Raw genomic sequence first — 26044 nt, 5'->3', positions numbered from 1 at the left:
GCACGAAAGGGTCGCCCAGCATTGGGCGACCCTTTCGTCTACGTGAAGTCCGGCGGCGACCTACTCTCCCACACCGTCCCCGGTGCAGTACCATCGGCGCTGAGAGGCTTAGCTTCCGGGTTCGGAATGTAACCGGGCGTTTCCCTCTCGCAATAACCACCGAAACACCTACCACCACACACCCCTCAAAAGAGGCGCAGGCAAACCTGTGCTTCAACAGCTGGACACTGTTTACTTGTCCCCACAAGTACGGCGCAAACCATACCCTGAGAACCACAAAGTGGACGCGAAGATCGTTAAGAAGAACGAAGTGTTATCAAGTCATCGGCTTATTAGTACCAGTCAGCTGCACACGTTACCGTGCTTCCACATCTGGCCTATCAACCCAGTAATCTGCTGGGAGCCTCACGGGCCGAAACCCATGGAAGTCTCATCTTGAGGCCGGCTTCCCGCTTAGATGCTTTCAGCGGTTATCCATCCCGAACGTAGCCAACCAGCCATGCACCTGGCGGTACAACTGGCACACCAGAGGTTCGTCCAACCCGGTCCTCTCGTACTAGGGTCAGATCCTCTCAAACTTCCAACGCACGCAGCGGATAGGGACCGAACTGTCTCACGACGTTCTAAACCCAGCTCGCGTACCGCTTTAATGGGCGAACAGCCCAACCCTTGGGACCAACTCCAGCCCCAGGATGCGACGAGCCGACATCGAGGTGCCAAACCATGCCGTCGATATGGACTCTTGGGCAAGATCAGCCTGTTATCCCCGAGGTACCTTTTATCCGTTGAGCGACAGCGCTTCCACAAGCCACTGCCGGATCACTAGTCCCGACTTTCGTCCCTGCTCGACCTGTCAGTCTCACAGTCAAGCTCCCTTGTGCACTTACACTCGCCACCTGATTGCCAACCAGGTTGAGGGAACCTTTGGGCGCCTCCGTTACTCTTTGGGAGGCAACCGCCCCAGTTAAACTACCCACCAGGCACTGTCCCTGAACCGGATCACGGTCCGAAGTTAGATGTCCCAAGTGACCAGAGTGGTATTTCAACAACGACTCCACAATCACTAGCGTGATCGCTTCACAGTCTCCCACCTATCCTACACAAGCCACACAGAACACCAATACCAAGCTATAGTAAAGGTCACGGGGTCTTTCCGTCCTGCTGCGCGAAACGAGCATCTTTACTCGTAGTGCAATTTCGCCGAGTTCGTGGTTGAGACAGTTGGGGAATCGTTACGCCATTCGTGCAGGTCGGAACTTACCCGACAAGGAATTTCGCTACCTTAGGATGGTTATAGTTACCACCGCCGTTTACCGGGGCTTAAATTCTGAGCTTCACCAAACGGTTAACTCGTCCTCTTAACCTTCCGGCACCGGGCAGGCGTCAGTCCGTATACATCGTCTTGCGACTTCGCACGGACCTGTGTTTTTAGTAAACAGTCGTTCCCCACTGGTCTCTGCGACCCACACACCCTTTCAGCAGCAAGTGCCTATAAGTGCTGGGCGCCCCTTCTCCCGAAGTTACGGGGCCATTTTGCCGAGTTCCTTAACCACGATTATCTCGATCTCCTTGGTATTCTCTACCTGACCACCTGAGTCGGTTTGGGGTACGGGCAGCTAGAACCTCGCGTCGATGCTTTTCTCGGCAGCATAGGATCACCCACTTGAAACGCATCACGTCTCAGCCTCATGGGTCACGGATTTGCCTATGACCCGGCCTACACGCTTGCACTGGACACCATCTGCCAGCTGGGCTGCCTTCCTGCGTCACACCTGTTAATACGCTAACCGCACCAGCATGGGGTCGCGCGCTAGCCCACCCGGTGCCACCCGAAGGTGACGATGGATGGATTCGGGCGCTTAGCACCACTGGATTAGCTTGGACGGTTCTTCGCCGGTACGGGAATATCAACCCGTTGTCCATCGACTACGCCTGTCGGCCTCGCCTTAGGTCCCGACTTACCCAGGGAAGATTAGCTTGACCCTGGAACCCTTGGTCATTCGGAGGACACGTTTCTCACGTGTCATTCGCTACTCATGCCTGCATTCTCACTCGTGTGCCGTCCACGGCTGGATCACTCCGCCGCTTCACCCGGCACACGACGCTCTCCTACCCATCAACACGACTGAACCACGAAGGCTAGCCGCATGTGTCAATGCCACAACTTCGGTGGCGTGCTTGAGCCCCGTTACATTGTCGGCGCGGAATCACTTGACCAGTGAGCTATTACGCACTCTTTCAAGGGTGGCTGCTTCTAAGCCAACCTCCTGGTTGTCTAAGCAACTCCACATCCTTTCCCACTTAGCACGCGCTTAGGGACCTTAGATGGTGGTCTGGGTTGTTTCCCTCTCGACTATGAAGCTTATCCCCCACAGTCTCACTGCTGCGCTCTCACTTACCGGCATTCGGAGTTTGGCTGACGTCAGTAAGCTTTTGGGCCCCATCGGCCATCCAGTAGCTCTACCTCCGGCAAGAAACACGCAACGCTGCACCTAAATGCATTTCGGAGAGAACCAGCTATCACGAAGTTTGATTGGCCTTTCACCCCTATCCACAGCTCATCCCCTCAGTTTTCAACCTAAGTGGGTTCGGCCCTCCACGACGTCTTACCGTCGCTTCAGCCTGGCCATGGATAGATCACTTCGCTTCGGGTCTAGAACACGCGACTCGATCGCCCTATTCAGACTCGCTTTCGCTACGGCTACCCCACCCGGGTTAACCTCGCCACGTATCACTAACTCGCAGGCTCATTCTTCAAAAGGCACGCCGTCACCCCTACAAGGAGGCTCCGACGGTTTGTAAGCAGACGGTTTCAGGTACTATTTCACTCCCCTCCCGGGGTACTTTTCACCTTTCCCTCACGGTACTTGTCCGCTATCGGTCATCTGGAAGTATTTAGGCTTATCAGGTGGTCCTGACAGATTCACACAGGATTTCACGGGCCCCGTGCTACTTGGGATCCCCACAACCGCAGAACACGCATGTCGACTACGAGACTGGCACTCTCTCTGGTCCCGCTTTCAAACGGGTTCGTCTATACGCTTCTGTACGATCGGAATCACGGCAGCGACTCCTAGTAGGTCCCACAACCCCGCACGTGCAACGCCTGCCGGCTCTCACACACGCACGGTTTAGCCTCATCCGCTTTCGCTCGCCACTACTCACGGAATCACTTTTGTTTTCTCTTCCTGTGGGTACTGAGATGTTTCACTTCCCCACGTTCCCTCTACCCGCCCTATACATTCAGGCGGGAGTCACCAGAACACATAAATGCGCCTGGCGGGGTTTCCCCATTCGGAAATCCTCGGATCACAGCCCGCTTATCGGCTCCCCAAGGCTTATCGCAGATTGCTACGTCCTTCTTCGGCTCCAGATGCCAAGGCATCCACCGTCTGCTCTTAAAGACTTGAAATCACATGAGTCACAGACAAAGATCAAAAAGACCCTCGCCTGTGTTCGCTTTCTTTAAGATGCTCGCGTCCACTGTGTAGTTCTCAAAGTACGGTCGCACCCCGAACTCCACACCAACAGGTGCTTCATCCCGGGGGCCGAAAGCTGCAGCCAAACGACTGAGCCTTCAGGACCCAACAACGTGCACGCGCCCCGCTCCGACAACCCCGACGTTCCCACAACCAAAAAGGGCCGCGTACTGATCAGAACCATCATCACGAGACGCCTTGTCAAATGTTCCACCCATGAGCTCACCCCTCGAAGACATTCGCTCCGAGCAGGCGCCTTAGAACCAGACCCGATCGAAACCGGACCGATTCAAGATGCTCCTTAGAAAGGAGGTGATCCAGCCGCACCTTCCGGTACGGCTACCTTGTTACGACTTAGTCCTAATTACCGATCCCACCTTCGACAGCTCCCTCCCACAAGGGGTTAGGCCACCGGCTTCAGGTGTTACCGACTTTCATGACTTGACGGGCGGTGTGTACAAGACCCGGGAACGTATTCACCGCAGCGTTGCTGATCTGCGATTACTAGCGACTCCGACTTCATGAGGTCGAGTTGCAGACCTCAATCCGAACTGGGACCGGCTTTTTGGGATTCGCTCCACCTCGCGGTATCGCCGCCCATTGTACCGGCCATTGTAGCATGCGTGAAGCCCAAGACATAAGGGGCATGATGATTTGACGTCATCCCCACCTTCCTCCGAGTTGACCCCGGCAGTATTCCATGAGTTCCCACCATAACGTGCTGGCAACATAGAACGAGGGTTGCGCTCGTTGCGGGACTTAACCCAACATCTCACGACACGAGCTGACGACAACCATGCACCACCTGTACACCGACCACAAGGGGGCGACCATCTCTGGCCGTTTCCGGTGTATGTCAAGCCTTGGTAAGGTTCTTCGCGTTGCATCGAATTAATCCGCATGCTCCGCCGCTTGTGCGGGTCCCCGTCAATTCCTTTGAGTTTTAGCCTTGCGGCCGTACTCCCCAGGCGGGGAACTTAATGCGTTAGCTGCGTCACGGAGACCGTGGAAAGGCCCCCACAACTAGTTCCCAACGTTTACGGAGTGGACTACCAGGGTATCTAAGCCTGTTTGCTCCCCACTCTTTCGCTCCTCAGCGTCAGTTACGGCCCAGAGATCTGCCTTCGCCATCGGTGTTCCTCCTGATATCTGCGCATTCCACCGCTACACCAGGAATTCCAATCTCCCCTACCGCACTCTAGCCTGCCCGTACCCACTGCACGCTGGAAGTTGAGCCTCCAGTTTTCACAGCAGACGCGACAAGCCGCCTACGAGCTCTTTACGCCCAATAATTCCGGATAACGCTTGCGCCCTACGTATTACCGCGGCTGCTGGCACGTAGTTAGCCGGCGCTTTTTCTGCAGGTACCGTCACCCGAAGGCTTCTTCCCTACTAAAAGAGGTTTACAACCCGAAGGCCGTCGTCCCTCACGCGGCGTTGCTGCATCAGGCTTGCGCCCATTGTGCAATATTCCCCACTGCTGCCTCCCGTAGGAGTCTGGGCCGTGTCTCAGTCCCAGTGTGGCCGGTCACCCTCTCAGGCCGGCTACCCGTCGACGCCTTGGTGAGCCATTACCTCACCAACAAGCTGATAGGACGCGAGCCCCTCCCGGACCGAAAAATCTTTCCCACCATCGAAGATGCCTTCATGGTGCGTATTCGGTATTAGACGCCGTTTCCAGCGCTTATCCCAAAGTCCGGGGCAGGTTGCTCACGTGTTACTCACCCGTTCGCCACTAATCCACACCAGCAAGCTGGTGCTTCATCGTTCGACTTGCATGTGTTAAGCACGCCGCCAGCGTTCATCCTGAGCCAGGATCAAACTCTCCAAAAAGAAAAAATGCATACCCACACGGGAAAACGAGTGAGCAGCGAGTTTGATGCTGACCAATGTGATGTCATCTGACACCAAATGATCCAAAAAGGAATTGCTCTGACCAAAAGGCCAGGGACAATCAATAAATTGGCATTTGACAAGTGCACGCTGTTGAGTTCTCAAGGATCAGACGCACCCGGCCCTCAGCCTCCCGACTGAGCCCTCCGGGGCAACTTCTCTATCTTATCCCCCAGGTCCTCGCTGTCAAACCCGACACGCCGTAGCTGTGATCGAACCCAACCGCTTGAGCCCTGAGGCACAAGAGACAACCTTACGAACCGCACCTGAGTGAAACCTGAACGCCCTCGAACCGAGAAGCCTGCTCACACAGGAGCGAATCCGAACCAGTCATCTTCGCTGTGTCGCCTGTCTGGGATGAAGGAACCTTCCGGCTCAACCTCACCGCTTGGCGGCGACAAGTGAATACATTACGCGGACGTGAACACCGCGCCAACTCGGGCCGCCATCCGGGCGTGTCGCGCGACTACGCCGCGGATCCGAGCGCCGCCAGCCGGTGATACGCCCCGCGATAGAAGAGCAGCGGGTCGCTCGGCTCGTCCGGCATGCTCACCTGCTGCACCTCCCCCAGCACGATCCAGTGATCGCCCGCATCGTGCTCCGCCCACAGTCGGCAGCACACAGAGAGGAGCGCGCCGGGAAGCAGCGGGTTCCCCGCCCCGGACATGCCCCACTCCAGACCGGCCCACTTGTCGACGCCCTTCCGTGCGAACCTCGTCGACACCTCCTCCTGCTCGCCCGCGAGGACGTTGACGGCGAAGCGCCCCGAGCTGCGGATCCGCGGATACGACGTCGACGTCTTCATCACACAGAACGAGACGAGCATCGGCTCGATCGAGACGCTGTAGAACGACTGGCAGGTGAAGCCCACGGGCTCCGCTCCGTCGTGCCCCGTCACCACGGTGACGCCCGAGGCGTACCGCCCCATGGCGCTGCGGAACGCGCGCGCCTCGACGCCGGGAATCTGTGTCTGGGAAGTGCTCATGCTCTCGAATGCTCTCTCTGCTCGGTCAGACGCCGGCCGGTTCGCGCGCCGGCTCCGTCGTGCGTCGGTAGGCGGCCCCCGGATGCTCCGGCGCGAGGTGCGGGGATCCCGATCCCGTCAGCCGTTCGCGGAGCGTCGTCCGCTCCACTGCATCGGCGACCAGGCCGCGTCGGCGCAGCTCCGGCATGACGAGGTCGATGAAGCTGTCGAACGTCCCCGTGTGATCCGGCTGCACGAGGAAGCCGTCGGCATCGGTCTCGTCGAGGACCGCCTGCGCCTCGTCGACGACCTCGACCGGGCTCCCGACATAGGGCGCGCCCATGACGCTGTTCGCCTGGAACTCCTCGAGGATCTCGCGCACCGTCGGCGCGTTCGGCCCGAGGAAGCGCTCGACGTTCGTGCGTCCTGTCTGAGTGAGGCCCGCCTCCGGGTCGAGCGGCTTGTCCGGATCCATCTTCGACAGATCGAGGCCCGTGAAGAACGCATAGGAGGCGGCCGCGTCGTCGAGCGTCTTCGTCGCCACCTGCCGCGCCCGGATCCGCTGCGCGTCCTCGTTCGTCTCGCCGACGTAGAAGGTGCCCGCGATCAGGCACTTGATGCCCCGCGGATCCCTGCCGTTCTCGGCGGCGCGCCGCCGGATGTCGGCGATCTGCTCCTTCAGCGCGGGCACCTCGGCGGCGAGGAACACCGCCTCCGCGTACTTCGCCGCCAGAGCCCGCCCCGGCACCGACGCGCCGGCCTGGAAGAGCATCGGCGTGCGCTGCGGCCCCGGCGGCACGGCGAGCACACCGCGGGAACGGAAGTGCGGGCCGTCGTGCACGATCTCGCGCACACCGTCCGGATCGGCGTAGACGCCCGCGTCGCGATCGACCCGCAGCGCACCTTCGTCCCAGCACCCCTCCCACAGCTTCAGGCTGAGGTCGACGTGGTCGTCAGCGATCTCATAGCGCGCGTCGTGCTCGGTCAGCGGGCGCCCGAACAGCCGCGCCGACGCGTTCTGCCCCGCGCCGGTGACGATGTTCCAGCCCACTCGGCCGTTCGTCATATGGTCGAGGGTCGCCATCTTGCGGGCGACCATCGGAGGCAGCTCGACCTGGGTCGAGAGCGTGGTGACGAGGCCGATGCGCTCCGTCACGGCCGCGAGCGCCGGGAGGATCATCGTGGGGTCGCCCTTGGGGAACTGCACCCCGCCGCGGACCGCCGTATCGGGGATCCCGTCGCCCACGACGGGGTACCCGTAGTCGTCGGCGAAGAAGAAGAAGTCGGCCCCCGCGTCCTCGCAGCGCCGCACCATGCGGATCCAATGGTCGAGCTCGAACAGCTCCGTGGACCTGTTCTCCGGGAGCTTCCACGCCCCCATCAGCCCCGCGCACTGGAACATGCCGATCTTCCACGGTTCCGCCATGGGCCTGCCTCTCGCTCGTATGTGAACTGATCAGTTCACACGCTACGAGCGGCATGTTTCCCCCGCGTCACGGCGGCGAGAACAAGCCGTGATCAGGACTCGTCGAGCGCGGCCAGCGCCCCGCGGACGCCCACGCCGTAGGCGGCCCGCAGCCGATCCGGATCCACCCCCGTCAGGAGAGCGAACTGCAGGCCGCGCCACAGAGCGACGATCTCGGTCGCGACGACGCGCGCCCGCTCCTCGCCGTGCCCCTCGTCCGCGATGACCCGCCACGTGAGGTCGACCCACTCGTGTCCCGCGCGCTCCGTGAACGACGCCCACTGATCCGCGTCGCGCATCGCGACCCCGAACCGCTGGAAGTACATCCGCAGATACGGCACGTTCTCCGGCGCCGACAGGTCATCCCACGCGGCGAGCAGCCGGTCCTCGAGGGACCCGTCGCCAGCCAATCGCGCGAACAGGTCGCGCAGGCGCTCGAAGCGGTCGAACGCGCGCACCGACGCCTCGTCGAGGAGGTTCTCCTTCGACTCGAAGTAGTACAGGAGCATGCGGTTGTTGGATCCGACGCCGCGGGCGATCGCGCTGAGGCTGACATCGATCATCCCCTCGCGCAGGATCAGGTCGGCGACCAGATCGAGCAGGCGATCGCGCTCGGGAGTGGAGGTCATGCGCTCCAGGATAGGAGGCACATCGCGCCCGTCCGGAACGGCGGCCCCGTCAGGCGGGGACCGGGGCCGCGGCGATCACGGGGTGCGCGGATCCCAACCGGTCGTTCTCGGGCGTCTGGGTCATCCGCGCGCGGAGCGTCTCGCCCGGCCTGGCATCGGCGAGGCGCCCGCGGCCGCGGAGGATCGGCATGACGAGCCGACCGAACGCCTCGAGATCGGACGGGGCGAAGACCGGTTCGATGAGGAACCCGTCGAGGTCGGTCTCCGCCGCGAGACGCTCGATCTGATCGGCCACGCTCGCGCCGTCGCCCACGACACGGAATCCGCGCGTACCGCGGCCGCGCAGCTGGTCGAGGATCTCGCGCACCATCGGTGCGTCGTCGCCGAGGAAGCGCTCGATGTTGCTCGTCCCCATCTGTCCGACCGGCCCGCCCGCGTCGAGAACCTGGTGCAGCGTGCGATCCGGGTCGAGCGACAGCAGGTCGATCCCGGTGTTCCCCGCGTACAGCGCCGCGACGATCTCGTCGGTCTGCATCGCGTCGAACTCGGCCTCGAGCTCGCGCGCTCGGTCGGCGGTCTCCGCGACGAAGACCGTCATGCCCGCCATGAGCTTCAGCCCGGCGCCGTCGCGGCCGCGCTCGTCCGCGAGCCGGCGGATGTCGGCGACGGCGGACGCCGTGCGCGTCGGCGTCGTCGCCTGCACGAACACGCACTCGGCGCTTCCGGCGGCGAACGCACGACCCGTCGGCGAGGTCCCCGCCTGGAACAGCACGGGCGTGCGCTGCGGCGACGGGGGCGCCGTGTAGTAGCCGCGGGAGGAGTAGTGCTCGCCCGCATAGTCGAGGCGGCGCACGCCGTCGCGCCGCGCGAACTCGCCCGTCACCCTGTCGGCGACGAGCGCGTCGTCGCTCCACGACGACTCCCACATCGTCGCCGCGAGCTCGACGAACTCGCGCGCCATGGCGTAGCGCACGTCGTGCGGCACCATCTCGTCATGGCCGAAGACATCGGCGACGGCGTTCTGGGAGGCGCCCGTCACGATGTTCCAGCCGATGCGGCCGCGGGTGAGGTGATCGAGCGTCGTGAATCGGCGCGCGAGCTGCACGGGATGGTCGACTCCCGTCGGCATGGTCACGACGAATCCGAGCCGCGAGGTGGCCTGGGCGAGCATCGGGATGAGGTAGTCGGGATCGAGGCCCGCGAAGTTGATCCCCCGCTCGACTGCGACGCGCGAGATGTCGTCGCCGACGATCGGATAGCCGTATCCGCCCGCGAAGAACAGGAAGTCGAAGCCGGCGTCCTCGACCGTGCGCGCCATGCGGATCCAATGCTGCGGATCGGCGTAGTCGATGCTCGCACTCAGCGGGTGCGGCCAGCTGAGCGTGCCGCCCACCTGCGGGCCCATGACCTCGAATACTCCGAAATGCAGCGTCTTCATGCGGATTCCCGTCTGTGGTGATGAGGCCCGTCGGTGGGGCGAGGGATGGGCGGTGCCGCGACCCGACGACGCGACACCGCCCGGCTTGTGCGTCAGGCGAGCCAGTCCGCGATGCGCGCCCTGGCCGCCTCCTTGACCGGTTCGGGGGCGAGCGTCGTCTCGATGGACGTCCACGCGCACTGCGCGAGCTGCTCGTCGGTGAGGCCGACGACCCTGCGGCAGGTCTCGTATTCCTCGAGGAGGCCGGGCCCGAAGAGGATCGGATCGTCGGCGTTGATCGAGCAGCGCACACCCGCCGCGAGCAGATCGCGGATCGGGTGCGCCCTGAGGTCGGTGATCGAGTCGACGAGGACGAGGTTCGAGGTCGGGCAGATGTCGAGCGGGATGCCCCTCTCGGCGAGCTCCGCCACGAGCGCGGGATCCTCGACGGCGCGGATGCCGTGCAGCACGCGGTCCGCGTCGAGGACGTCGAGCGCGCCGCGCACCGACTCGGGGCCGACGAGCTCGCCCGCGTGCGGCGTGACCTGCAGCCCGGCGTCCTTCGCGATCCGGAACGCCGGACCGAAGTCGGCGCACGGGTTCCCGCGCTCCTCGGCGGCGAGACCCATCGAGACGACGCCTCGGCCCGCGCGGGCCGCCGCCGCCTCGGCGAGCGCGACGGCGAGCTCCAGCCCCGCCGTACGGTCGGCGGTCACCATGAATCCGCAGGCGACGCCGTGGCGCTCCGATGACTCCGCCGCCATCGCGAGGAGCGCGTCGAGCGCCGCAGGGATGGATCCGTACTGCTGCGCGTAGAAGGTGGGGCTCACGTTGAGCTCGAGCCAGGCGACGCCGTGGTCCGCACTGTCCTCGAAGATCTCGTCGATGAGGCGCCGCACATTGTCCTCGACATGCAGCACCGCGAGGAGGGTGCGGTACATCGCCGAGAACTCCGTGAACCCGGAGTACGCCGTGACATCGGGAGGGGCGATGCCGAGCTCCGCGCAGAGCTCGGCGAGCGTCGACGGACGCATGCCCGCCTCCATGTGCAGGTGCAGGTGCCCCTTCGGGAGCTCGCGCAGGTCTCGCACGCCGGCCGTGGTGATCGGGGCCGCGGTCTCGGTGATCGTCATCGGATGTCCCGTCACTCGGCGAGGCTCGCGTGCGCGGCCTCGAGGTAGCTCATGTCGACGTAGCTCTCGGGATCGGGCAGGTCCTCGTACCCGGCGGCGTCGAGGCCCGTGTACATCTCACCCGCGAGCCGCTCGGTGTCCATCCAGAAGAGCGGGTCGCCGCTCGCTCCCTCGACGAGCTCCTGCTGCAGCTCGTTCTCGCGGGTCTGCTGCACGAGGTCGAGGCCGAGATCCGCGCCGTACTCGTTCACGGCGAGCTCCGCGCCGACAGCCGGATCGTCGGCGTTCTCCTCCCAGCCGCGGATCGACGCGCGGAGGAAGCCCTCCATGACATCGCCGTTGCCTGCGACGTAGTCGGACTGGCCGTAGACGATGTTCCCGTACATGGGCAGGCCGAGGTCGGTGTACATCGTGACGACGTAGTCGTCGGGCGACAGCTCGTACTGCTCCTCGAGCATGATCGGCTGGTTCGTGGAGTACGCCGTGTAGGCGGATCCCTGCCCCTCGACGAGGGGCGCGATGTCGAAGCCGACGGGGATGAACTCGTAGTCGGGCTCGAGGCCCTCGAGGCGGAACATGGCGTCGTACATGATCTGCGTGCCCTCCTGCCCCATGACGGTGTCGCCGACGAGATCCTCGGCGGAGTGCACGGGGTCGTCGGCCATCGAGACGATCGCGCCGGGGCTCTCCTGGAACAGGGCGCCGATGGCCGTCCACTCGTTGCCGTCGGCGAACGACGCGACCCACTGCTGACCGCCGGCGTTGATCCCGATGTCCGCGTCGCCGGCCGCGACGGACTGCATCGTCGTCGGGGCGTTGGGCCCGCCGCCGATCCACTCGATGTCGAGCCCCTCCTCCTCGTAGTAGCCGTTCGCATCGGCGATCCAGAATCCGGCCCATTCGACGTTCGAGATCCAGCCCAGCGAGACGCGGACGGTCGTGAGGCCGTCGGCGGACTCCTCGGCCGCACTTCCCGCGCAGGCGGAGAGGGCGATCGATGCGGTGAGAGCGACGCCGGACGCCGCGGCGAGGCGGAGCCGGCGGGCGGGTGTGCGGGTCATGGGGAACTCCTTCGGGTGGGGACGAGAGCGGGTCACACGACGCGCGCGACCACGCGGCGCTCGAGGGCTCGGGCGCCGACGAACACGAGGACGGAGACGACGGTCGCGACGACGGCGGTGCCCCACGCGCGCTCCATGTCGGAATAGCTGCGGGATGTCGAGAACATCGCGCCGAGACCGCTCGCGCCCATGAGGAACTCCGCAAGCATCGCCGCGAGCACGGCGGTCGGCGCCGTGATGCGCACCGACACCATCAGGTTCGGCAGCGCGTACAGCACGCCGAGCCGCACGAGCAGCTGTGCGCGCCCCGCGCCGAGCACGCGGAACAGGTCTCGGCTGCTGTCGGGGATCGCGGCGAGCCCGGACAGCGTGAAGACGAATGCGGGGAAGAAGCAGATCAGCACGGTCGAGGCGACGACGGCCGGATCCCCGTACCCGACGATGCGCGCGATGATCGGGATCAGCGCCGTGATCGGCACCGAGCGGATCACGAGCGCCGCGGGCGTGACGACGCCGGCGAGCGCCGCCGAGGACCAGACGACCACGGCCGCGCAGAAGCCGACGAGGGTGCCGCCGACGAGACCGATGAGGGCCACGACGATCGTGTACGCCGCCGACGGGACGTAGGCGCCGACGCTCGTGACGACGTCCTCGAAGACGAGCCACGGCCGCGGCGCCACCGTCGAGGTGTACCCGTTCACGACGACCCACAGATCCCACGCGACGATCACGAGGGCGATGGGCCAGAGGTGCAGGATCCCCGCTCCGAACGCGCGCAGGCGCATCATGCGAACCTCCCCGCGACGAAGCGCTGCAGTCGTGTGAAGGCGAGATAGGCCGCGAGGGAGACGAGCGTCGCCGCGATCGCGGCCGCCCAGAGCAGCGACATCTGGAAGTTCTGCATCGAGCTGACGATGAGCAGGCCGAGCCCCATCGGGGCGCCGAACCACTCGCCGATCGTCGCCCCGAGAACGGCGGCGGGCGCGCACAGGGTGAGCCCGTCGAAGAAGGAGGGGATCGCCCGCGGGAGCTCGAATCGCGTGAGCCGCGCGAAGCGCGACGCTCCGAGAACCGTGAACACGTCGGCGTGCGCGGCGCTGCCGTTCGCGAACGCCGACGTCATGGTGACGAACATGAGGAAGCCGACGCTCAGGGCCGCGATGACCGTGGGAGTCGCCTCCCGGCCGGCCGTCGTGATCAGCAGCGGCGCGAGCGCGATCGTCGGGACGGCGTGGAGGATCGCCGAGAAGCGGTCGAGCCCCGGGCGCAGTATCGGGACGACGAGGGCGAGCGCCGCGCCGATGACCGCGACCGCGATGCCGATGACGAGCCCCTTCGCGGCCGATTCGAGCGTGACGACGAGGTTGCGCAGGAGGAGGCTCCCTCCTGCGGGCGTCGCGACGTACGCGATGACGTCCGTGAGCGGCGGCCACGCTTTGCCCGCCAGCTCGAACCGGCCGATGAGCTGCGCGCCGACGAGGAGCGCGGCGGTGCCGGCGATCGCGTATCCGACGACGGCCGGGGAGCGCCGCACCCGGGTCACTCGACCGCCCCGTCGGATCCGTCGAGCAGCGCGGTGAGCTCGTCGACGAGCTCGTGGAACTCGGGGCTGCGCGTCACGTCGCGATCGCGTGGGCGCGGGAAGTCGACGCCCCGCACGGTGCGGACGTGACCGGGACGCCCCGTCATGACGACGATCCGGTCGGCGAGGATGAGCGCCTCGTCGACGTCGTGGGTGACGAGGATCGTCGTGATCCGCTCCTCCGCCCAGATGCGTGCGAGCTCGCCGTTCATCCGGCGCCGCGTCACGGCGTCGAGCGCGCCGAACGGCTCGTCGAGGAGGAGGAGGTCTGGGCTCAGGGCGAGCGCCCGCGCGATCGAGACGCGCTGCCGCATCCCGCCGGACAGCTGCTTCGGCCGCGCCTTCTCGAATCCCGCGAGGCCCACGAGCTCGATGAGGCCGTCGACGCGGGCGTCGTCGACGGGGCGACCCGCGACCTTGTAGGGCAGCGCGATGTTCGCGCGCACCGACGCCCACGGGAGCAGCGCGTGCTCCTGGAACGCGACGCCGAGGCGATGCTCCCGCGCGAGCTTCTGCGGGGTGTTGCCGAAGATCTCCACGTCGCCGTTCGACGGCTCGTCGAGGCCGGCGGCGAGACGCAGCACCGTCGATTTGCCGCATCCCGACGGCCCGATGACGGCGACGAACTCGCCCTCGGAGATCTCGAGATCGACCTGGGCGAGAGCCTGGAGCGTCCTGCCTCGGCCGAGGGCGAAGGACTTGTCGACGCCTGCGATCGACACCGCCATGCGCGGCGCGGCCGGGGCCGGATCGACGCGCTGGGCGAATTCCGGAGGTGCGAGAGTCATGGGACGGCCTCGATTCCGAGCGAGCGGCTTGCGGACGATCGATCACCCCGTACCGCGAGTGAATCGATTAGTTCACAAACTAGGTTCGCTCTGTTTCGAGGCCGTGTCGCGACGGTGGCACCCTCGTGACGACCCGCGCCGGGCGCTCCCCCGGCCTCCGCTTCAGCGTCGGGCGCGCATGCGCCAGAGCAGCCAGAGGAAGTACGGGGTGCCGATGACCGCCGTGACGAGGCCCGCCGGCAGCTGGCCCGGCGCGATGACCGTGCGGCCCACGAGGTCGGCCGTCGCCACGAGCAGCGCGCCGAGCGCCGCGGCGAGGGGCAGGACCGTCGCGTGGCGCTTCCCGACGAGGAGCCGCGCGGCATGCGGCGCGACGAGGCCGACGAACGAGATCACCCCGACAGATGCCGTCGCGACGGCCGTCAGCACGACCGCGATCGCGATGTGCAGGATCTGCATGCGCCCGAGGTCGATCCCGAGCGTGCGCGGCGTCGTGTCGTCGAACTGCACGAGGTCGAGGTCGCGCGACGTGCGCGAGAGCACGATCCCCGCGACGACGAGGGCCGCGACCATCGGCAGCTGGTGCGCGAAGAAGGCCCCGTAGGTGGATCCGCCGAGCCAGGTGATCGCCATCGACTGGTTGAACGGATCGGTGCGCACGATGAGCAGCGTCGTGAGGGCCCCCGCCGCCGCCCCCGTCCCGACGCCGACGAGCACTGTGCGGGCGGGGCCGGCATCGCGGCCCGCCCCGAGCGCGAACACGACCACCGCCCCCGCGCCGGCGCCCGCGAGCGCCCCCAGCAGCGTGTGGACGAAGCTCACCTGGGGCATCGTCACGATCACCGCGACCGCGCCGAACGCGGCCGCGCCCGAGATCCCGAGCACGCCGGGATCCGCGAGCGGGTTGCGTGTGACCGTCTGCACGAGGCATCCGGCGATCGCGAGACACGCCCCCGCGAGCACGGCGGCCAGCACGCGCGGGATCCGCGTCTCGAGCACGATCTGCACGTGCACGGAGGCGACCCCCTGCACCCAGTGCGCGACGTCGCCGAGCAGGAGCGCCGAGTCGCCGATCAGCGCACCGGCGACCGCGATCGCGACAAGCCCTGCCCCCGCGAGGGCGATGACGATCCAGGGGGCGCGCCGACCGAAACGGGTTCCCGCGCGCATCGATGCGAGCGCCTCCGACGACACGCCCGTCCGCACGGTCTGGGCGAGGGCGATGAGGAAGATCGCGCCCATGAGCGCCGTCACGACGCCCGTGGGGATCGTCACCTGGGATCCGCCCGGCACGACCGCGCGCAGGACCACGTCGGCCGTGAGGACGAGGGCGATGCCGGCCACGGCGCTCATGCCCACGAGGATCCGGTGGCGCCGCATCGGGCGCACCCAGCGCGCGAGCACGCGCATGAGGATGGGCGCGCACAGCCCGATGAAGCCGATCGGCCCCGTGATCGAGACCGCCGTCGCGGCGAGCAGCACCGCCAGGACGATGAACCACACGCGCGTCGCGCCCACATTGAGGCCGAGCGACCGCGCCGCGTCGTCGCCGAGCTGCAGCAGGTCGAGCCGGCGGCCGAAGACGATGATGGCGGCGATGCCGACGACCACGATGGGCGCCAGCGTGAGCACGGTCTGCGAGCCGTTCTGCGCGAGGGATCCCGCGCCCCAGGCGAAGAGGTTCTGCGTGCGCCACGGGAACATGAGCAGCAGCGCCGACGTGATCGACGAGACGCCGAGGGTGATGGCGGATCCCGCGAGCACGAGCCGGATCGGAGACGCGTCCTTCCCGGACGACAGCGCGATCACGACCGCGGCGCCCGCGAGCCCGCCGATGAAGGCGACGCCGACGCCGGCGAACGGGCTGAGCGTCGCGCCGAGCACCGCCGCGATCGTCACAGCCAGGTGCGCGCCGGCGTTGACGGCCGTCGTGTCGGGAGACGCGAGCGGGTTCCGTGCGACGGCCTGCATGGCGGCGCCCGAGGCGCCGAGGGCGGATCCGACGACGAGCGCCGCGAGCAGGCGCGGCACGCGCGATTCCGCGACGACGACCGCGTCGCGGGAGGTGCCCTCCCCCGTCACGAGCGCCCACAGCGCGGCGAGATCGAGGTCGGCCGTTCCCTGCGTCAGATGGGCGACGACGGCGACGAGCAGCCACACCACGACGAGGACGGCGGCGCCGACCATCGCCGCGGCCGACCACCCGCGTGCGGTGGCGGGCGCATCGCCCGCCACCGCGACCACGGGCAGTCCGCGTCCGCGCGTCCGCGCGGCGGATGCCGGTTCCGGTCCGGTGCGAGGCGGAGCCGCCGTCGCCGTGTCGCCCGCCATCCGCTAGGCCCCGAGGGCTCGGACGATGTCGTCGCTCCAGGCCGCCATCGAGGCCGGTCCGCCGTACGCCCAGATGCCGAGCGAGGCGGGGTGCACGCGCCCGTCCTCGACGAACGCGAGGCTCTCCCAGACGGCGCTGCCCGCGAGCGACGTCTTCACGACGTCCTCCTCGTCGGCGTTGTCCCAGTAGAAGAACTCGGTCTCGTCCGGCAGCGCCGTGAGCCCCTCGAGGTCGGTGTTCGACAGGCCGTATCCGTCGTCGCCGTCGTCCTCCCAAGCGGCGGTGAGGCCCATCTCGGTGGCGACGGCCTGCGTCGCCGAGCGCGGCCCGTGCATGCGGACCGTGACGTTCGCCCCGTCCGCGTACGGCGACGCGAACACGAAGGGCGTGCCCACGAGGCCCGCGTCCTCGATCCGCGCGGCGTTGGCCTCGAGCGTCTCGTCGAACTCGGCGAGCACCTCGGCCCCGCGCTCCTCCGCGCCCAGCAGGGTCGCGATCGTCTCGAAGTCGGAGCGCACGACGTCGAGGGGATCCGCCGCATCGGCGCCCGTGAAGAGCGCGACGGGCGCGATGCGCTCCATCTGCTCCATGGCCTCCTCGGGGATCGACCGCAGGCTGCCGATGATGAGGTCGGGCTCGAGCTCGGACACGGCCTCGATGCTCGGCTCCGTGCGGACGCCGAGGTCGGTCGGCTCGTTCGGCAGCGGCGCCGCCTCGCCCACCCAGCTGGTGTAGCCGTCGACGTCGCTCAGGCCCACGAGCTCGCCGCCGAGGGTGACGACCGACTCGGCCTGGTTCCACTCGAGCGCGACGACCGTCTGGGCGGGACCGTCGGGGAGCGTGACCTCCTCGCCCCGGCCGTCGACGATCGTGATGGCCTCGGCGGCCGCCCCGTCGTCGTCCCCCGCCTCGACGGGCGCCTCCGTCGCGCCGCACCCCGTCAGGGTGAGCGCGGCGATCGCGATCGCCCCCGTCGTCCAGACAGCTGTCCTCTTCATGCGTTCTCCTTGCTCGCGGCGGCCAGGGCCGCCCCCGTCGAACACCGCAGACGCATCCGCGGCGCGTGGATCCGTGGGGCGCGTCCGTCCGCGCCGTGCTCGACCTCGATGTCGATCTCGTAGACGTCGCTCAGGAGCGCGCTCGTGAGCACCTCGGCGGGATCGCCCGACGCGACGACGCGGCCGCGCGAGAGCACGACGAGGCGATCCGCGAGCGCGGCCGCCTGGTCGAGGTCGTGCAGCACGACGCCGACGGCGACGCCGTGGTCGTCGGCGAGCGAGCGCATGAGCTCGAGCGTCTCGATCTGGTAGCGGAGGTCGAGGTGATTCGTCGGCTCGTCGAGGAGGAGCACGCCGGTGTCCTGCGCGAGGGCGCTCGCGAACCAGGCGCGCTGCAGCTGGCCGCCCGAGAGCGAGTCGACGAGGGCATCGGCGAGCGATTCCATGCCCGTCAGCTCGAGCGCGTGGTCGACGACGCGCGCGCCGTCGTCGTCGCGCCCGCGCCAGCCGCGGCGGTGCGGGTGGCGGCCGAACTCGACGACGTCGCGCACCGTGACGCCCGACGGAACCGGCCGGCTCTGCGCGAGCATCGCGACCATGCGCGCGAACTCGCGCGATGTGATCGCGAGCGCGTCGCGGCCTCCCTCGACGAGCATCTCGCCCTCGCGGATCCCCTGCAGCCGCGCGAGGCCGCGCAGCAGCGTCGACTTGCCGGATCCGTTCGGCCCGACGAGACCCACGACGGCACCGGGCTCGAGGGAGATCTCGGCATCGCGCACGACGTCGACGGGGCCGTACCCCATGCAGACGCGGTGCGCGCGCAGGGCGACGCGATCGGCAGACATGCAGGTAAGCCTAACCTCACCTGGCGCGCCCTGAGAACTCGGGCGTCACACGCGGCGCCGTTCACTCGCGCGGGGAGTCCTCCTCGGCCGGCTTCTCCGAGAACAGGCCATCGCTTTCGCCGCGGAAGAAGTCGACCGTGTAGATCAGCAGGCACAGCACGATCCCGGCGCCGAATCCCCAGGCCGCGCCCTTCGTCGCGAGGATCGCCGCGATCACGCCCGCGACGCCGAGATCCGTTCGGCTGGCCGCCTCCATGATCCCCACGCGGATCGAGACGAAGCCCTGGATGAGGAGTGTCAGTGCGAGCGCGACCCCGAGGATCGGCTCGAGCAGCGACACGATCGGCAGCAGGAAGAGTCCCGTGTTGGTGCCCCACCGGAACCACCCGGCGCCGCCGAAGATCGACTGCATCGAGGCGGGACCCTTCTTGTAGCGCTCCGTCGTCGTCACGTGCATCGCCGCCCAGAGCGGACCGCACATCGCGTTGTCGGGGCCGAAGATCCCCATCAGCAGGTTGCGGCCGCCGAAGATGAGGTGCGCGCGATTCGGGTCGTAGACCACCTTCTCGTCGGGACGGAACGCGTCGGCCTCCGACAGCACGGCCTTCGCCTGGATCACGTCGCCGAAGACGACGATGTAGGCGGCGAGCACCGTCGGGATCGCCGTGACGAACATCATCACGGGCGGCAGGCCGACGCCGAACACGGTGTACTGCGTGAACATCGTCACGAAGTCGGGCGAGGAGATCCCCCACTCGATCTGCGGCCACGGCGCCTCGCCGAACATCGGCGCGACGAAGACCGCGACGAGGATCGCGGGGAGGATCCCGAGGCTGCCGAGGAACTCGGCCGCGCGGCTGCGGCGCTGCAGTCGCTTGAACGCGTTCGAGTACATGAGGAAGAAGGCCAGGCCCACGGCGATCGAGATCGTCCAGGGGAAGGTCTCGAAACGCCCGCCCGCCGCGAACACGCCCTGCACCGCGGCGACGCCCGCGCCGATCACGATGCCCGCGCGGAGGGCGTTCGGCACGACCCTGACGACCTTCGCGGCGAGGCCCGTCGCCCCCAGCGTGATCGAGAAGGCGCCGAGAAGCAGCTGGAACGCGATCAGCGCATGCACCCTCTGCTCCACCGGGAACTCGTTGAGGTAGAGCGTGAGCAGCGGGATCGCCGGGGTGATCCAGCCGGGGATGACGGGATCGCCCAGCATGTGGTGCAGGAGATAGAGCAGGCCGTTGATGACGACGATCGCGAGCGCCGCCTCGAACGGCATGCCCAGCAGCTCCTGCATGAGCGGGATCGCGCCGAGGTCGACGGCGCACATGACGAGCCCCTGCGAGTAGTCGCGCCACTCGAAGCGGTAGTGCAGGAACGGAAGACGGACATCGAACGGCCCGGCCTTCCACGGATTCGGATAGCTGCGTGACATCGGATTGCGTCCTTCTCTCGGGTGCGGCGTCGTCGCCGCACGGCGTGCGGATCAGTCGAAGAGGATGACCTGGCGGACGGCGCGCCCCTCGGCGAGCTCGTCCATGGCGTCGTTGATGTCCTCGAGCCGGATGCGGCGGCTGATGAGCTTCTCGACGGGGAATCGCCCCTCGCGCCACCACTGCGCGAAGCGCGGGATGTCGCGGGCCGGGACGGCGGATCCGAGGTAGCTCCCGATGATCGTGCGCGCCTCGGCGGTGATCGTGAGCGGTGAGACCTCCGCGAGCGCCTCGGGGTGCGGGAGCCCGACGGTCACGGTGCGCCCGCCGGGCATCGTTGCACGGAACGCCGTCTCGAATGCGCGCGGGTGGCCCGCGCATTCGAGGGCGTGTGCCGCCCGGATCCCGCGCTCGGCGAGCTCGTCGGGCGTGACGGCCTCGTCGGCGCCGAGCTCGAGAGCGAGCTCGAGCTTCTCCCGCACCGAGTCGACCGCGATCACGGGGCCCGCGTTCTCGGCGACGGCCGCGATGAGCGCCGCGACGCCGACGCCGCCCAGGCCGACGATGACGACCGACTCGCCGCGCTCGCGCCGCACGGCGTTCAGCATCGCGCCCCCGCCGGTGAGCACGGCGCAGCCGAGCACGGCGGCGACCTCGGGCGGGACGTCGTCGCCGACCGGGACGACCGATGCGCGGTCGACGACCGCGTGGGTCGCGAAGCCCGAGACGCCGAGGTGGTGGAAGACCCGCTCGCCGCCGCGGCTGAGGAGCCGCGAGCCGCGCAGGAGGGTCCCCGCGTTGTTGCTCGCGGTGCCGCGCTCACAGGGAAGGCGCCCGTCCGTGCGGCACCCGTCGCAGTCCTCGCATCGCGGCAGGAACGCCATCGTCACGCGCTCGCCGGCGTCGAGATCCGTCACATCGGATCCGGCCGAGACGACCCGCCCTGCGGCTTCGTGCCCGAGGAGCATCGGCGTCGGGCGAACGCGGTTCCCGTCGACGACAGACAGATCGGAGTGGCAGACGCCCGCTGCCTCGATGCGCACGAGGACCTCGGTCGGACCGGGCTCGCCGAGGTCGAGCTCGGAGATGCTGATCGGGCGCGAGGCGGTGTACGGCGCGGCGCGGCCGGTCTCCTCGAGAACGGCACCGGTGATCCGCATGGCGGGACTCCCCTCGTCGGAGCGGGCCGCCGCTGCGGGTGCACCATCGCGGTCCGCGTCGCTCAACTGTCGATGCGACGCTATCCGGGACCGCTCGCCGGAGGTATGGATCACAATCCATATTCGGTGCATGCTTGTATGCATGACGGACATGTCGCGACGGACGCGCGAGGACCTGCTGCGGATCCTCCTCGACACCGCGACCGACATCGCGGCGCTGGACGATGTCGAGGACGTGCTGCAGGCGATCGTGCGGCGCACGCGCACCCTGCTCGGCACCGATATGGCGTACATCAGCTTCACCGACCTCGAGCGGCACGAGACCTACATCCGCCAGACGGACGGCGTCACGACCCACGGATACCGCACGCTGCGGCAGCCGCTCGGCACGGGCGTGCTCGGGCAGATCGCGCGCGGCGTCGCGCCGTACCAGACGCGCGACTACCTCGACGACGACCACCTCACCCACATCCCGGAGATCGACGAGATCGTGCGCGCGGAGGGCGTGCGGGCGATCATGGGGGTGCCTCTCACCGTCGGCGGTCGCGCTCTCGGCGCCCTCGTGGTCGCCGAGCGGCACCCGCGCGCGTTCACCCCCGAGGAGATCTCCGACGTCGATTCGCTCGGCCGGCACGCGGCGGTCGCCCTCGACAAGTCGATGCGGTTCGCGGAGCTGGCGCGCACCGCGGACGATCTCGCCCGCGAGAAGGATCATCGCGCCGCGCAGCTCGAGATGATCAGCGCGATGGTGTCGCTCGACAACGAGCTCATCGGCACCATGACCGAGGCCCCCAGCGTCCAGCGGATCCTCGCCGTCGGGCATCGCGCGATCGCGCGCGACCTCGAACTGCGCGACGCCGAGGGATCCGTCGTCGCGGCGACGGCGGAGGCGTCGTTCGGCGGATCCGCCTCCGTGCCCGTGACGGCGGGTGACGAGCTCCTCGGCTCGCTCACCGCGGAGCCCGACGTCGACGAGACGGCGCGCGCCCTGCTCGAGCGGATCGCGGCGCACGTCGCCCTCGCGCTGCTGTTCCTCCGCGCGCAGGACGAGGCCGATCTGCGCCTGCAGACGGAGGTGCTGGGCGACATGCTCGCGCGGCCGGACGCGCCGCGCGAGCACCTCGAGCGCTGGCTGCGCCGCTGGGGCATCTCCTCCGGATCCGCGCTGCGCGTCGTCGTCATCGAGGCGCCCGCGGCCGGTCGCGAGCAGCGCGTGCGGGCCCTGCGATCGGTGGGCGACGGCGTGATCATCATGGCCGCGCACGAGGACCATATCTGCTTCGCGACGGTCGATGCGTCCTGGGCCGAGCGCACCGCGCAGCTCTTCGCCTCACGCGGCTGGGTGCTGCGGGCCGGCGTGGCCGGGCCCGTCGACGATGTGCGCCTCATCGCCGACGCGCACTCGCGCGCGCAGCTCGCCTACGGATCCGTCATCGCCCTCGGGCGCACGGGCGTCGCCGACGCGGCCGACCTCGGGATGCTGAGCGCGCTGCTCGACCTGTCGCGGCGCGGCGAGCTGCCGGCCAGCCTCACGGCGCCCGTGGATCCGCTGCGCGAGTACGACGCGTCCCACGGCACGTCGCTCGTGCGGACCGCGTTCCTGTTCCTCGAGAGCGACGGCGTCGTCGAGCGCGTCGCGCGCCTGCTGCACGTGCATCGGAACACGATCCGGCAGCGCCTCGATCGCATCGCGCGGATCCTCGGCGCGGGCTGGGACGCGTCGCCGCGGCGCCTCGAGGCGCACCTCGCCCTGCACGTCCTCGCCGCGCGCGAGGGCGGTGGATCCGCCCGGCGCTGACCCCGGCGCTCAGGCGACGATGCGCCCCGGGCGGTTGAGCGACGCGTTCGCGGCGCCCGCCGCGAGCACGACGGCGGCCGCGATCACCGGGAGCACGACGGCCCAGTCCGTGCCGGCACGCTCCGCGACCTCGCCCGCGAGGGCGGAGCCCAGCGCCTGCCCGACGATGAGGCTCGACCCGAGCATCGTCATCACCGTCGTCGAGCGCCCCGCGGGGCTGTGGGCGGCGCCGAAGCTGTACTGCGTCACGAGGGTCGGGCCGACGCCGATGCCGACGAGGCCGAGGGCGAGCGCCATCGCGGGGATGTCGCGCGCGGCGGCGACGAGCGCGCTGCCGGCCACCATCATGGCGGCGAACGCGATCCACCGGACCCGCGGGGTGAACCGCGCCGGGAGGATCGAGACGCCGAGCGCGAGCGCCGCGGATCCGATGCCCATGATCCCGTACATGACCCCGGCGCTCTCGCCGTCGCCGCGGTCGGCCATGAACGACGTCAGCGAGGTGAGCGTCGTGCCGAAGAACGCGCCGACGCCGAACATGCCCGCGACGATCACGAGGATCCGCGCGCGGAAGAGGTCGCGCACGGGCGACGCCGGCCGGCCGTCCGCGCGACCGTGATCCGACCGGCGCCCCGTCGGGTGCAGCGCGAATGCGCAGACGAAGGCCAGGGTGAGGACGGCGGCGCCGACGAGCGGCGCCCACGGCGCGATCCCGGCCGCGAGGATCCCCACGAAGAACGGGCCGAGGACGAAGACGGTCTCGTCGGCGGCCGACTCGTACGCCATCGTCGACGACACCGTGCGGGCGCGGCGCTCCGGCGCGATCCGGTCGGCGATGAGCCCGACGAGGCGCGCCCTCGACATCGGCGCGACCTGCGGGGCGGTCGCCCCGATGCCGAACGCCGTCGCGAGCACGAGGCCGACGGAGGCGTCGCCGTAGACGGCGGCGGCGAACAGCAGCATGAGCGTCGAGTTCGCGAGCGCGAGCGCGAGGAGCACGCGGCGCTGGCCGAACCGGTCGGCGGCGGCGCCGAGCAGCGCGCCGAAGCATGCCGTGCCGATGCCGACGGCGGCCGAGCTCAGGCCGGCCGCCGAGATCGACTCGCGCGCGGACGCGACGAGGGTCAGGACGCCGACGACCATCATCGCGTAGGGCACACGCGCGACGAACGCGATGACGAAGTACGCGGGGCCGGCGATCCGGAGAAGCGAGGGCTTCTGATCCGGTCGCGTCTGGGCGGCGCGGGTGAGTGACATGGACACCTCCACGGTGAGCGGTGGGTGCCGCCGTTGTCCGCCGGAGGTGCCGACGGCCGGTAGATGCACAGCCTTTCTCGGCGCGCGCACGCGCCACGTTCCAGGATAGCGAGCGCGGCTGAACGGAGCACGTGCGCACGCGAAACGAAAAGAACCCCTGGTCACCCAGGGGTTCTCATGGCGGAGACGGGGGGATTTGAACCCCCGGTCGAGTTTTAGCCCGACCCTTCATTAGCAGTGAAGTCCGTTCGGCCGCTCCGGCACGTCTCCTTGCACCCGCTCTCGCAGGCACGTTCATCCATGTTACCCGCTCGTCGGCGCCACGTCGAAACGTGGCGTGTCAGAACAGGACCTCCTGCGATCCGCAGTCGATCTCGTCGTCGGCGTTGGAGCCGCTGAGGTTGCTCGGGAGCGGGATCTCCGTGGGGTTCGGAGTGGGCGATCCGGTCGGCTCCACGGTCGGATCGGGCGTCGGCTCGTCCGTCGCCCCGGGCTCGGGCTCCTCTTCGACGATGATCGGCTGATTGGCCGCGAGCGCCTCGAATATCTGCGCCCACGATGCCTCGTCCTGGATGACCCTGTTCGGATCCGCCGGGTAGTCGAGCGCCGGCATCTGGATGAACGCGTACTCCTGCGTCGGGACGCCCGACAGCGCGCTCGCGATCGACACGAGCGCCATCGGGTCGTTCGTCAGCCCCGACGAGAGTGTCGCGTTGTCGACGACGGCCCGCGACAGGCGCAGGAGGGCGCCGACGTCGCTCAGCGTCTCGTTGCTCACGAGCTTGCGCACAAGCGCTCCCATGTAGACCTGCTGGTTGCCGATGCGGGCGAGGTCGGATCCGTCGCCGATGCTCTCGCGCACACGGAGGAACTGGAGGGCGCTCATGCCCGCGAGCGTGTGCTCCCCTGCATCGAGCACGAGTCCCGTGTGCTCGCGATCCTCGATGTCGTTGGCGACGCACACGTCGACGCCGCCGATCGCGTTCGTGATGTCGATCACGCCGCCCCAGGTCATGAGCGCCGCGTGGTCGATGTCGAGACCGGTGAGCTCTGCCGCTGTCTTCGCGACGCAGTCCACGCCGCCGGTCGCATACGCCTCGTTGAACTGCGCGATGGCGACGGGCGATGTCGCGTTGCCGTCCTCGTCCGTGCAGGCCGGGCGCGAGGTCATCATGTCGCGCGGGATCTGGATGACCGTGACGTGCCGCGGCTCGGGCGAGATGTGCACGACCATGTTGACATCGTTGAGCTGACTGGCGAACGAGCTCTCCTGCTCCTTCGCCATCGCCTCCGTGCATCGGCCCCCGAAGTCGTCGAGCAGGTCCGCCTCGCACTTGTCGATGCCGGTGACGAGGATGTTGACGGCCTCATTCGGCAGCACATCGACATCGGGCGGATCCGTGTCCTGCCCCTCGAGGGTGATCGAGTTGCCGCGCAGCGTGCTCGTGAAGTCGGTGTACGCATATGCGCCGACGCCGACGACCGCGACGAGCGCCGCCGAGACGAGGAACGCGAGCGCTTTGACACCCTGCAGGAGGAGCCCCGGCGATCGCAGCTTCGTGTGACGCGCGATCGGTCCACGCACACCGTGACTCGGAGTTCTGCTCACACGCGCCCTTCCTGGCGGACCGAACTACTCAGCGGAGGGTGTGGGATTCGAACCCACGAAGCATTGCTGCTTGCTGGTTTTCAAGACCAGATCCTTCGGCCGCTCGGACAACCCTCCCGTGTCGGGCGCCGCAGCGCCGACCGCGCCCGATTCTAGCCGAGGAACGTGTGGGCGATGATTCCCGTCGCACCTGAGCGGACCATGGGG

Annotated in this window: 17 protein-coding genes, 2 tRNA genes and 3 rRNA genes; 1 reads left to right on the top strand and 21 read right to left on the bottom strand. The window is 67.9% G+C overall.

Annotated features, from left to right (window positions below; translation table 11 throughout):
* Positions 1-47: 47 nt before the first annotated feature.
* The 17 genes from rrf to GB932_RS11280 all read right to left on the bottom strand — a co-directional run bounded on the left by rrf (position 48) and on the right by GB932_RS11280 (position 21173).
* Positions 48-164: ribosomal RNA gene (gene rrf / locus GB932_RS11360) — 5S ribosomal RNA — on the bottom strand.
* Positions 165-312: 148 nt separating this feature from the next.
* Positions 313-3412: ribosomal RNA gene (locus GB932_RS11355) — 23S ribosomal RNA — on the bottom strand.
* A 372-nt stretch (positions 3413-3784) separates the two neighbouring features.
* Positions 3785-5312: ribosomal RNA gene (locus GB932_RS11350) — 16S ribosomal RNA — on the bottom strand.
* Together the 16S, 23S and 5S rRNA genes form the textbook arrangement of a ribosomal RNA operon.
* Positions 5313-5838: 526 nt before the next feature.
* Positions 5839-6357, bottom strand: a complete 519-nt coding sequence (locus tag GB932_RS11345; RefSeq protein WP_156760809.1) for a flavin reductase family protein — start codon at positions 6355-6357, stop codon at positions 5839-5841.
* 25 nt (positions 6358-6382) lie between these two features.
* Positions 6383-7762: an NtaA/DmoA family FMN-dependent monooxygenase gene (locus tag GB932_RS11340; RefSeq protein ID WP_156760808.1), complete on the bottom strand. Its 1380-nt coding sequence runs from the start codon at positions 7760-7762 to the stop codon at positions 6383-6385.
* A gap of 92 nt (positions 7763-7854) precedes the next feature.
* Positions 7855-8430, bottom strand: coding sequence for a TetR family transcriptional regulator (locus GB932_RS11335; RefSeq protein ID WP_156760807.1), 576 nt, complete (start codon positions 8428-8430; stop codon positions 7855-7857).
* 49 nt (positions 8431-8479) lie between these two features.
* On the bottom strand, positions 8480-9868 hold the full coding sequence (locus GB932_RS11330; RefSeq protein WP_156760806.1) for an NtaA/DmoA family FMN-dependent monooxygenase: 1389 nt from the start codon (positions 9866-9868) through the stop codon (positions 8480-8482).
* A gap of 92 nt (positions 9869-9960) precedes the next feature.
* On the bottom strand, positions 9961-10980 hold the full coding sequence (add, locus tag GB932_RS11325) for an adenosine deaminase (RefSeq protein WP_197517447.1): 1020 nt from the start codon (positions 10978-10980) through the stop codon (positions 9961-9963).
* An 11-nt stretch (positions 10981-10991) separates the two neighbouring features.
* Positions 10992-12041 carry an ABC transporter substrate-binding protein gene (locus tag GB932_RS11320; protein ID WP_156760805.1) on the bottom strand — a complete coding sequence of 350 codons (1050 nt, stop codon included), beginning with the start codon at positions 12039-12041 and terminating at the stop codon, positions 10992-10994.
* 32 nt (positions 12042-12073) lie between these two features.
* Positions 12074-12829 (bottom strand): ABC transporter permease, encoded by a 756-nt coding sequence (locus tag GB932_RS11315; protein WP_156760804.1) that lies wholly within the window; start codon positions 12827-12829, stop codon positions 12074-12076.
* Positions 12826-13575 carry an ABC transporter permease gene (locus tag GB932_RS11310; RefSeq protein WP_156760803.1) on the bottom strand — a complete coding sequence of 250 codons (750 nt, stop codon included), beginning with the start codon at positions 13573-13575 and terminating at the stop codon, positions 12826-12828. The genes GB932_RS11315 and GB932_RS11310 overlap by 4 nt, the downstream gene beginning before the upstream one ends.
* A gap of 5 nt (positions 13576-13580) precedes the next feature.
* A complete protein-coding gene (locus GB932_RS11305; protein ID WP_156760802.1) occupies positions 13581-14411 on the bottom strand; it encodes an ABC transporter ATP-binding protein in 831 nt (276 codons plus the stop codon).
* Positions 14412-14573: 162 nt separating this feature from the next.
* A complete protein-coding gene (locus tag GB932_RS11300) occupies positions 14574-16655 on the bottom strand; it encodes an iron ABC transporter permease (protein ID WP_231916147.1) in 2082 nt (693 codons plus the stop codon).
* Between the two features lie 90 nt (positions 16656-16745).
* Complete coding sequence (locus GB932_RS11295; RefSeq protein WP_156760800.1) at positions 16746-17741, bottom strand: ABC transporter substrate-binding protein; 996 nt, start codon at positions 17739-17741, stop codon at positions 16746-16748.
* Positions 17738-18586 carry an ABC transporter ATP-binding protein gene (locus GB932_RS11290; RefSeq protein WP_156760799.1) on the bottom strand — a complete coding sequence of 283 codons (849 nt, stop codon included), beginning with the start codon at positions 18584-18586 and terminating at the stop codon, positions 17738-17740. Before GB932_RS11290 ends, GB932_RS11295 begins: the two co-directional genes overlap by 4 nt.
* Before the next feature lie 61 nt (positions 18587-18647).
* The gene (locus tag GB932_RS11285; RefSeq protein ID WP_156760798.1) at positions 18648-20015 is read right to left on the bottom strand and encodes a hypothetical protein; all 1368 of its coding nucleotides are present in this window, start codon (positions 20013-20015) and stop codon (positions 18648-18650) included.
* Between the two features lie 51 nt (positions 20016-20066).
* A complete protein-coding gene (locus GB932_RS11280) occupies positions 20067-21173 on the bottom strand; it encodes an alcohol dehydrogenase catalytic domain-containing protein (protein WP_156760797.1) in 1107 nt (368 codons plus the stop codon).
* A gap of 142 nt (positions 21174-21315) precedes the next feature.
* Here GB932_RS11280 and GB932_RS11275 point away from each other — a divergent pair, with 142 nt between their 5' ends.
* Positions 21316-22971, top strand: a complete 1656-nt coding sequence (locus GB932_RS11275; protein WP_197517446.1) for a helix-turn-helix domain-containing protein — start codon at positions 21316-21318, stop codon at positions 22969-22971.
* A 9-nt stretch (positions 22972-22980) separates the two neighbouring features.
* Here GB932_RS11275 and GB932_RS11270 read toward each other — a convergent pair whose 3' ends face one another.
* From GB932_RS11270 to GB932_RS11255, 4 genes are all read right to left on the bottom strand, one after another.
* Positions 22981-24228, bottom strand: coding sequence for an MFS transporter (locus GB932_RS11270; protein WP_156760795.1), 1248 nt, complete (start codon positions 24226-24228; stop codon positions 22981-22983).
* Between the two features lie 178 nt (positions 24229-24406).
* Positions 24407-24498 (bottom strand) — tRNA-Ser (locus GB932_RS11265).
* A gap of 70 nt (positions 24499-24568) precedes the next feature.
* Positions 24569-25813 carry an LCP family glycopolymer transferase gene (locus GB932_RS11260; RefSeq protein WP_156760794.1) on the bottom strand — a complete coding sequence of 415 codons (1245 nt, stop codon included), beginning with the start codon at positions 25811-25813 and terminating at the stop codon, positions 24569-24571.
* 56 nt (positions 25814-25869) lie between these two features.
* A tRNA-Ser gene (locus GB932_RS11255) sits at positions 25870-25954 on the bottom strand.
* Positions 25955-26044: the final 90 nt, after the last annotated feature.

The organism is Microbacterium karelineae (genome assembly GCF_009745985.1).
Lineage (GTDB): Bacteria > Actinomycetota > Actinomycetes > Actinomycetales > Microbacteriaceae > Microbacterium > Microbacterium karelineae.
This window is presented reverse-complemented; position numbering and strand designations above follow the sequence as displayed.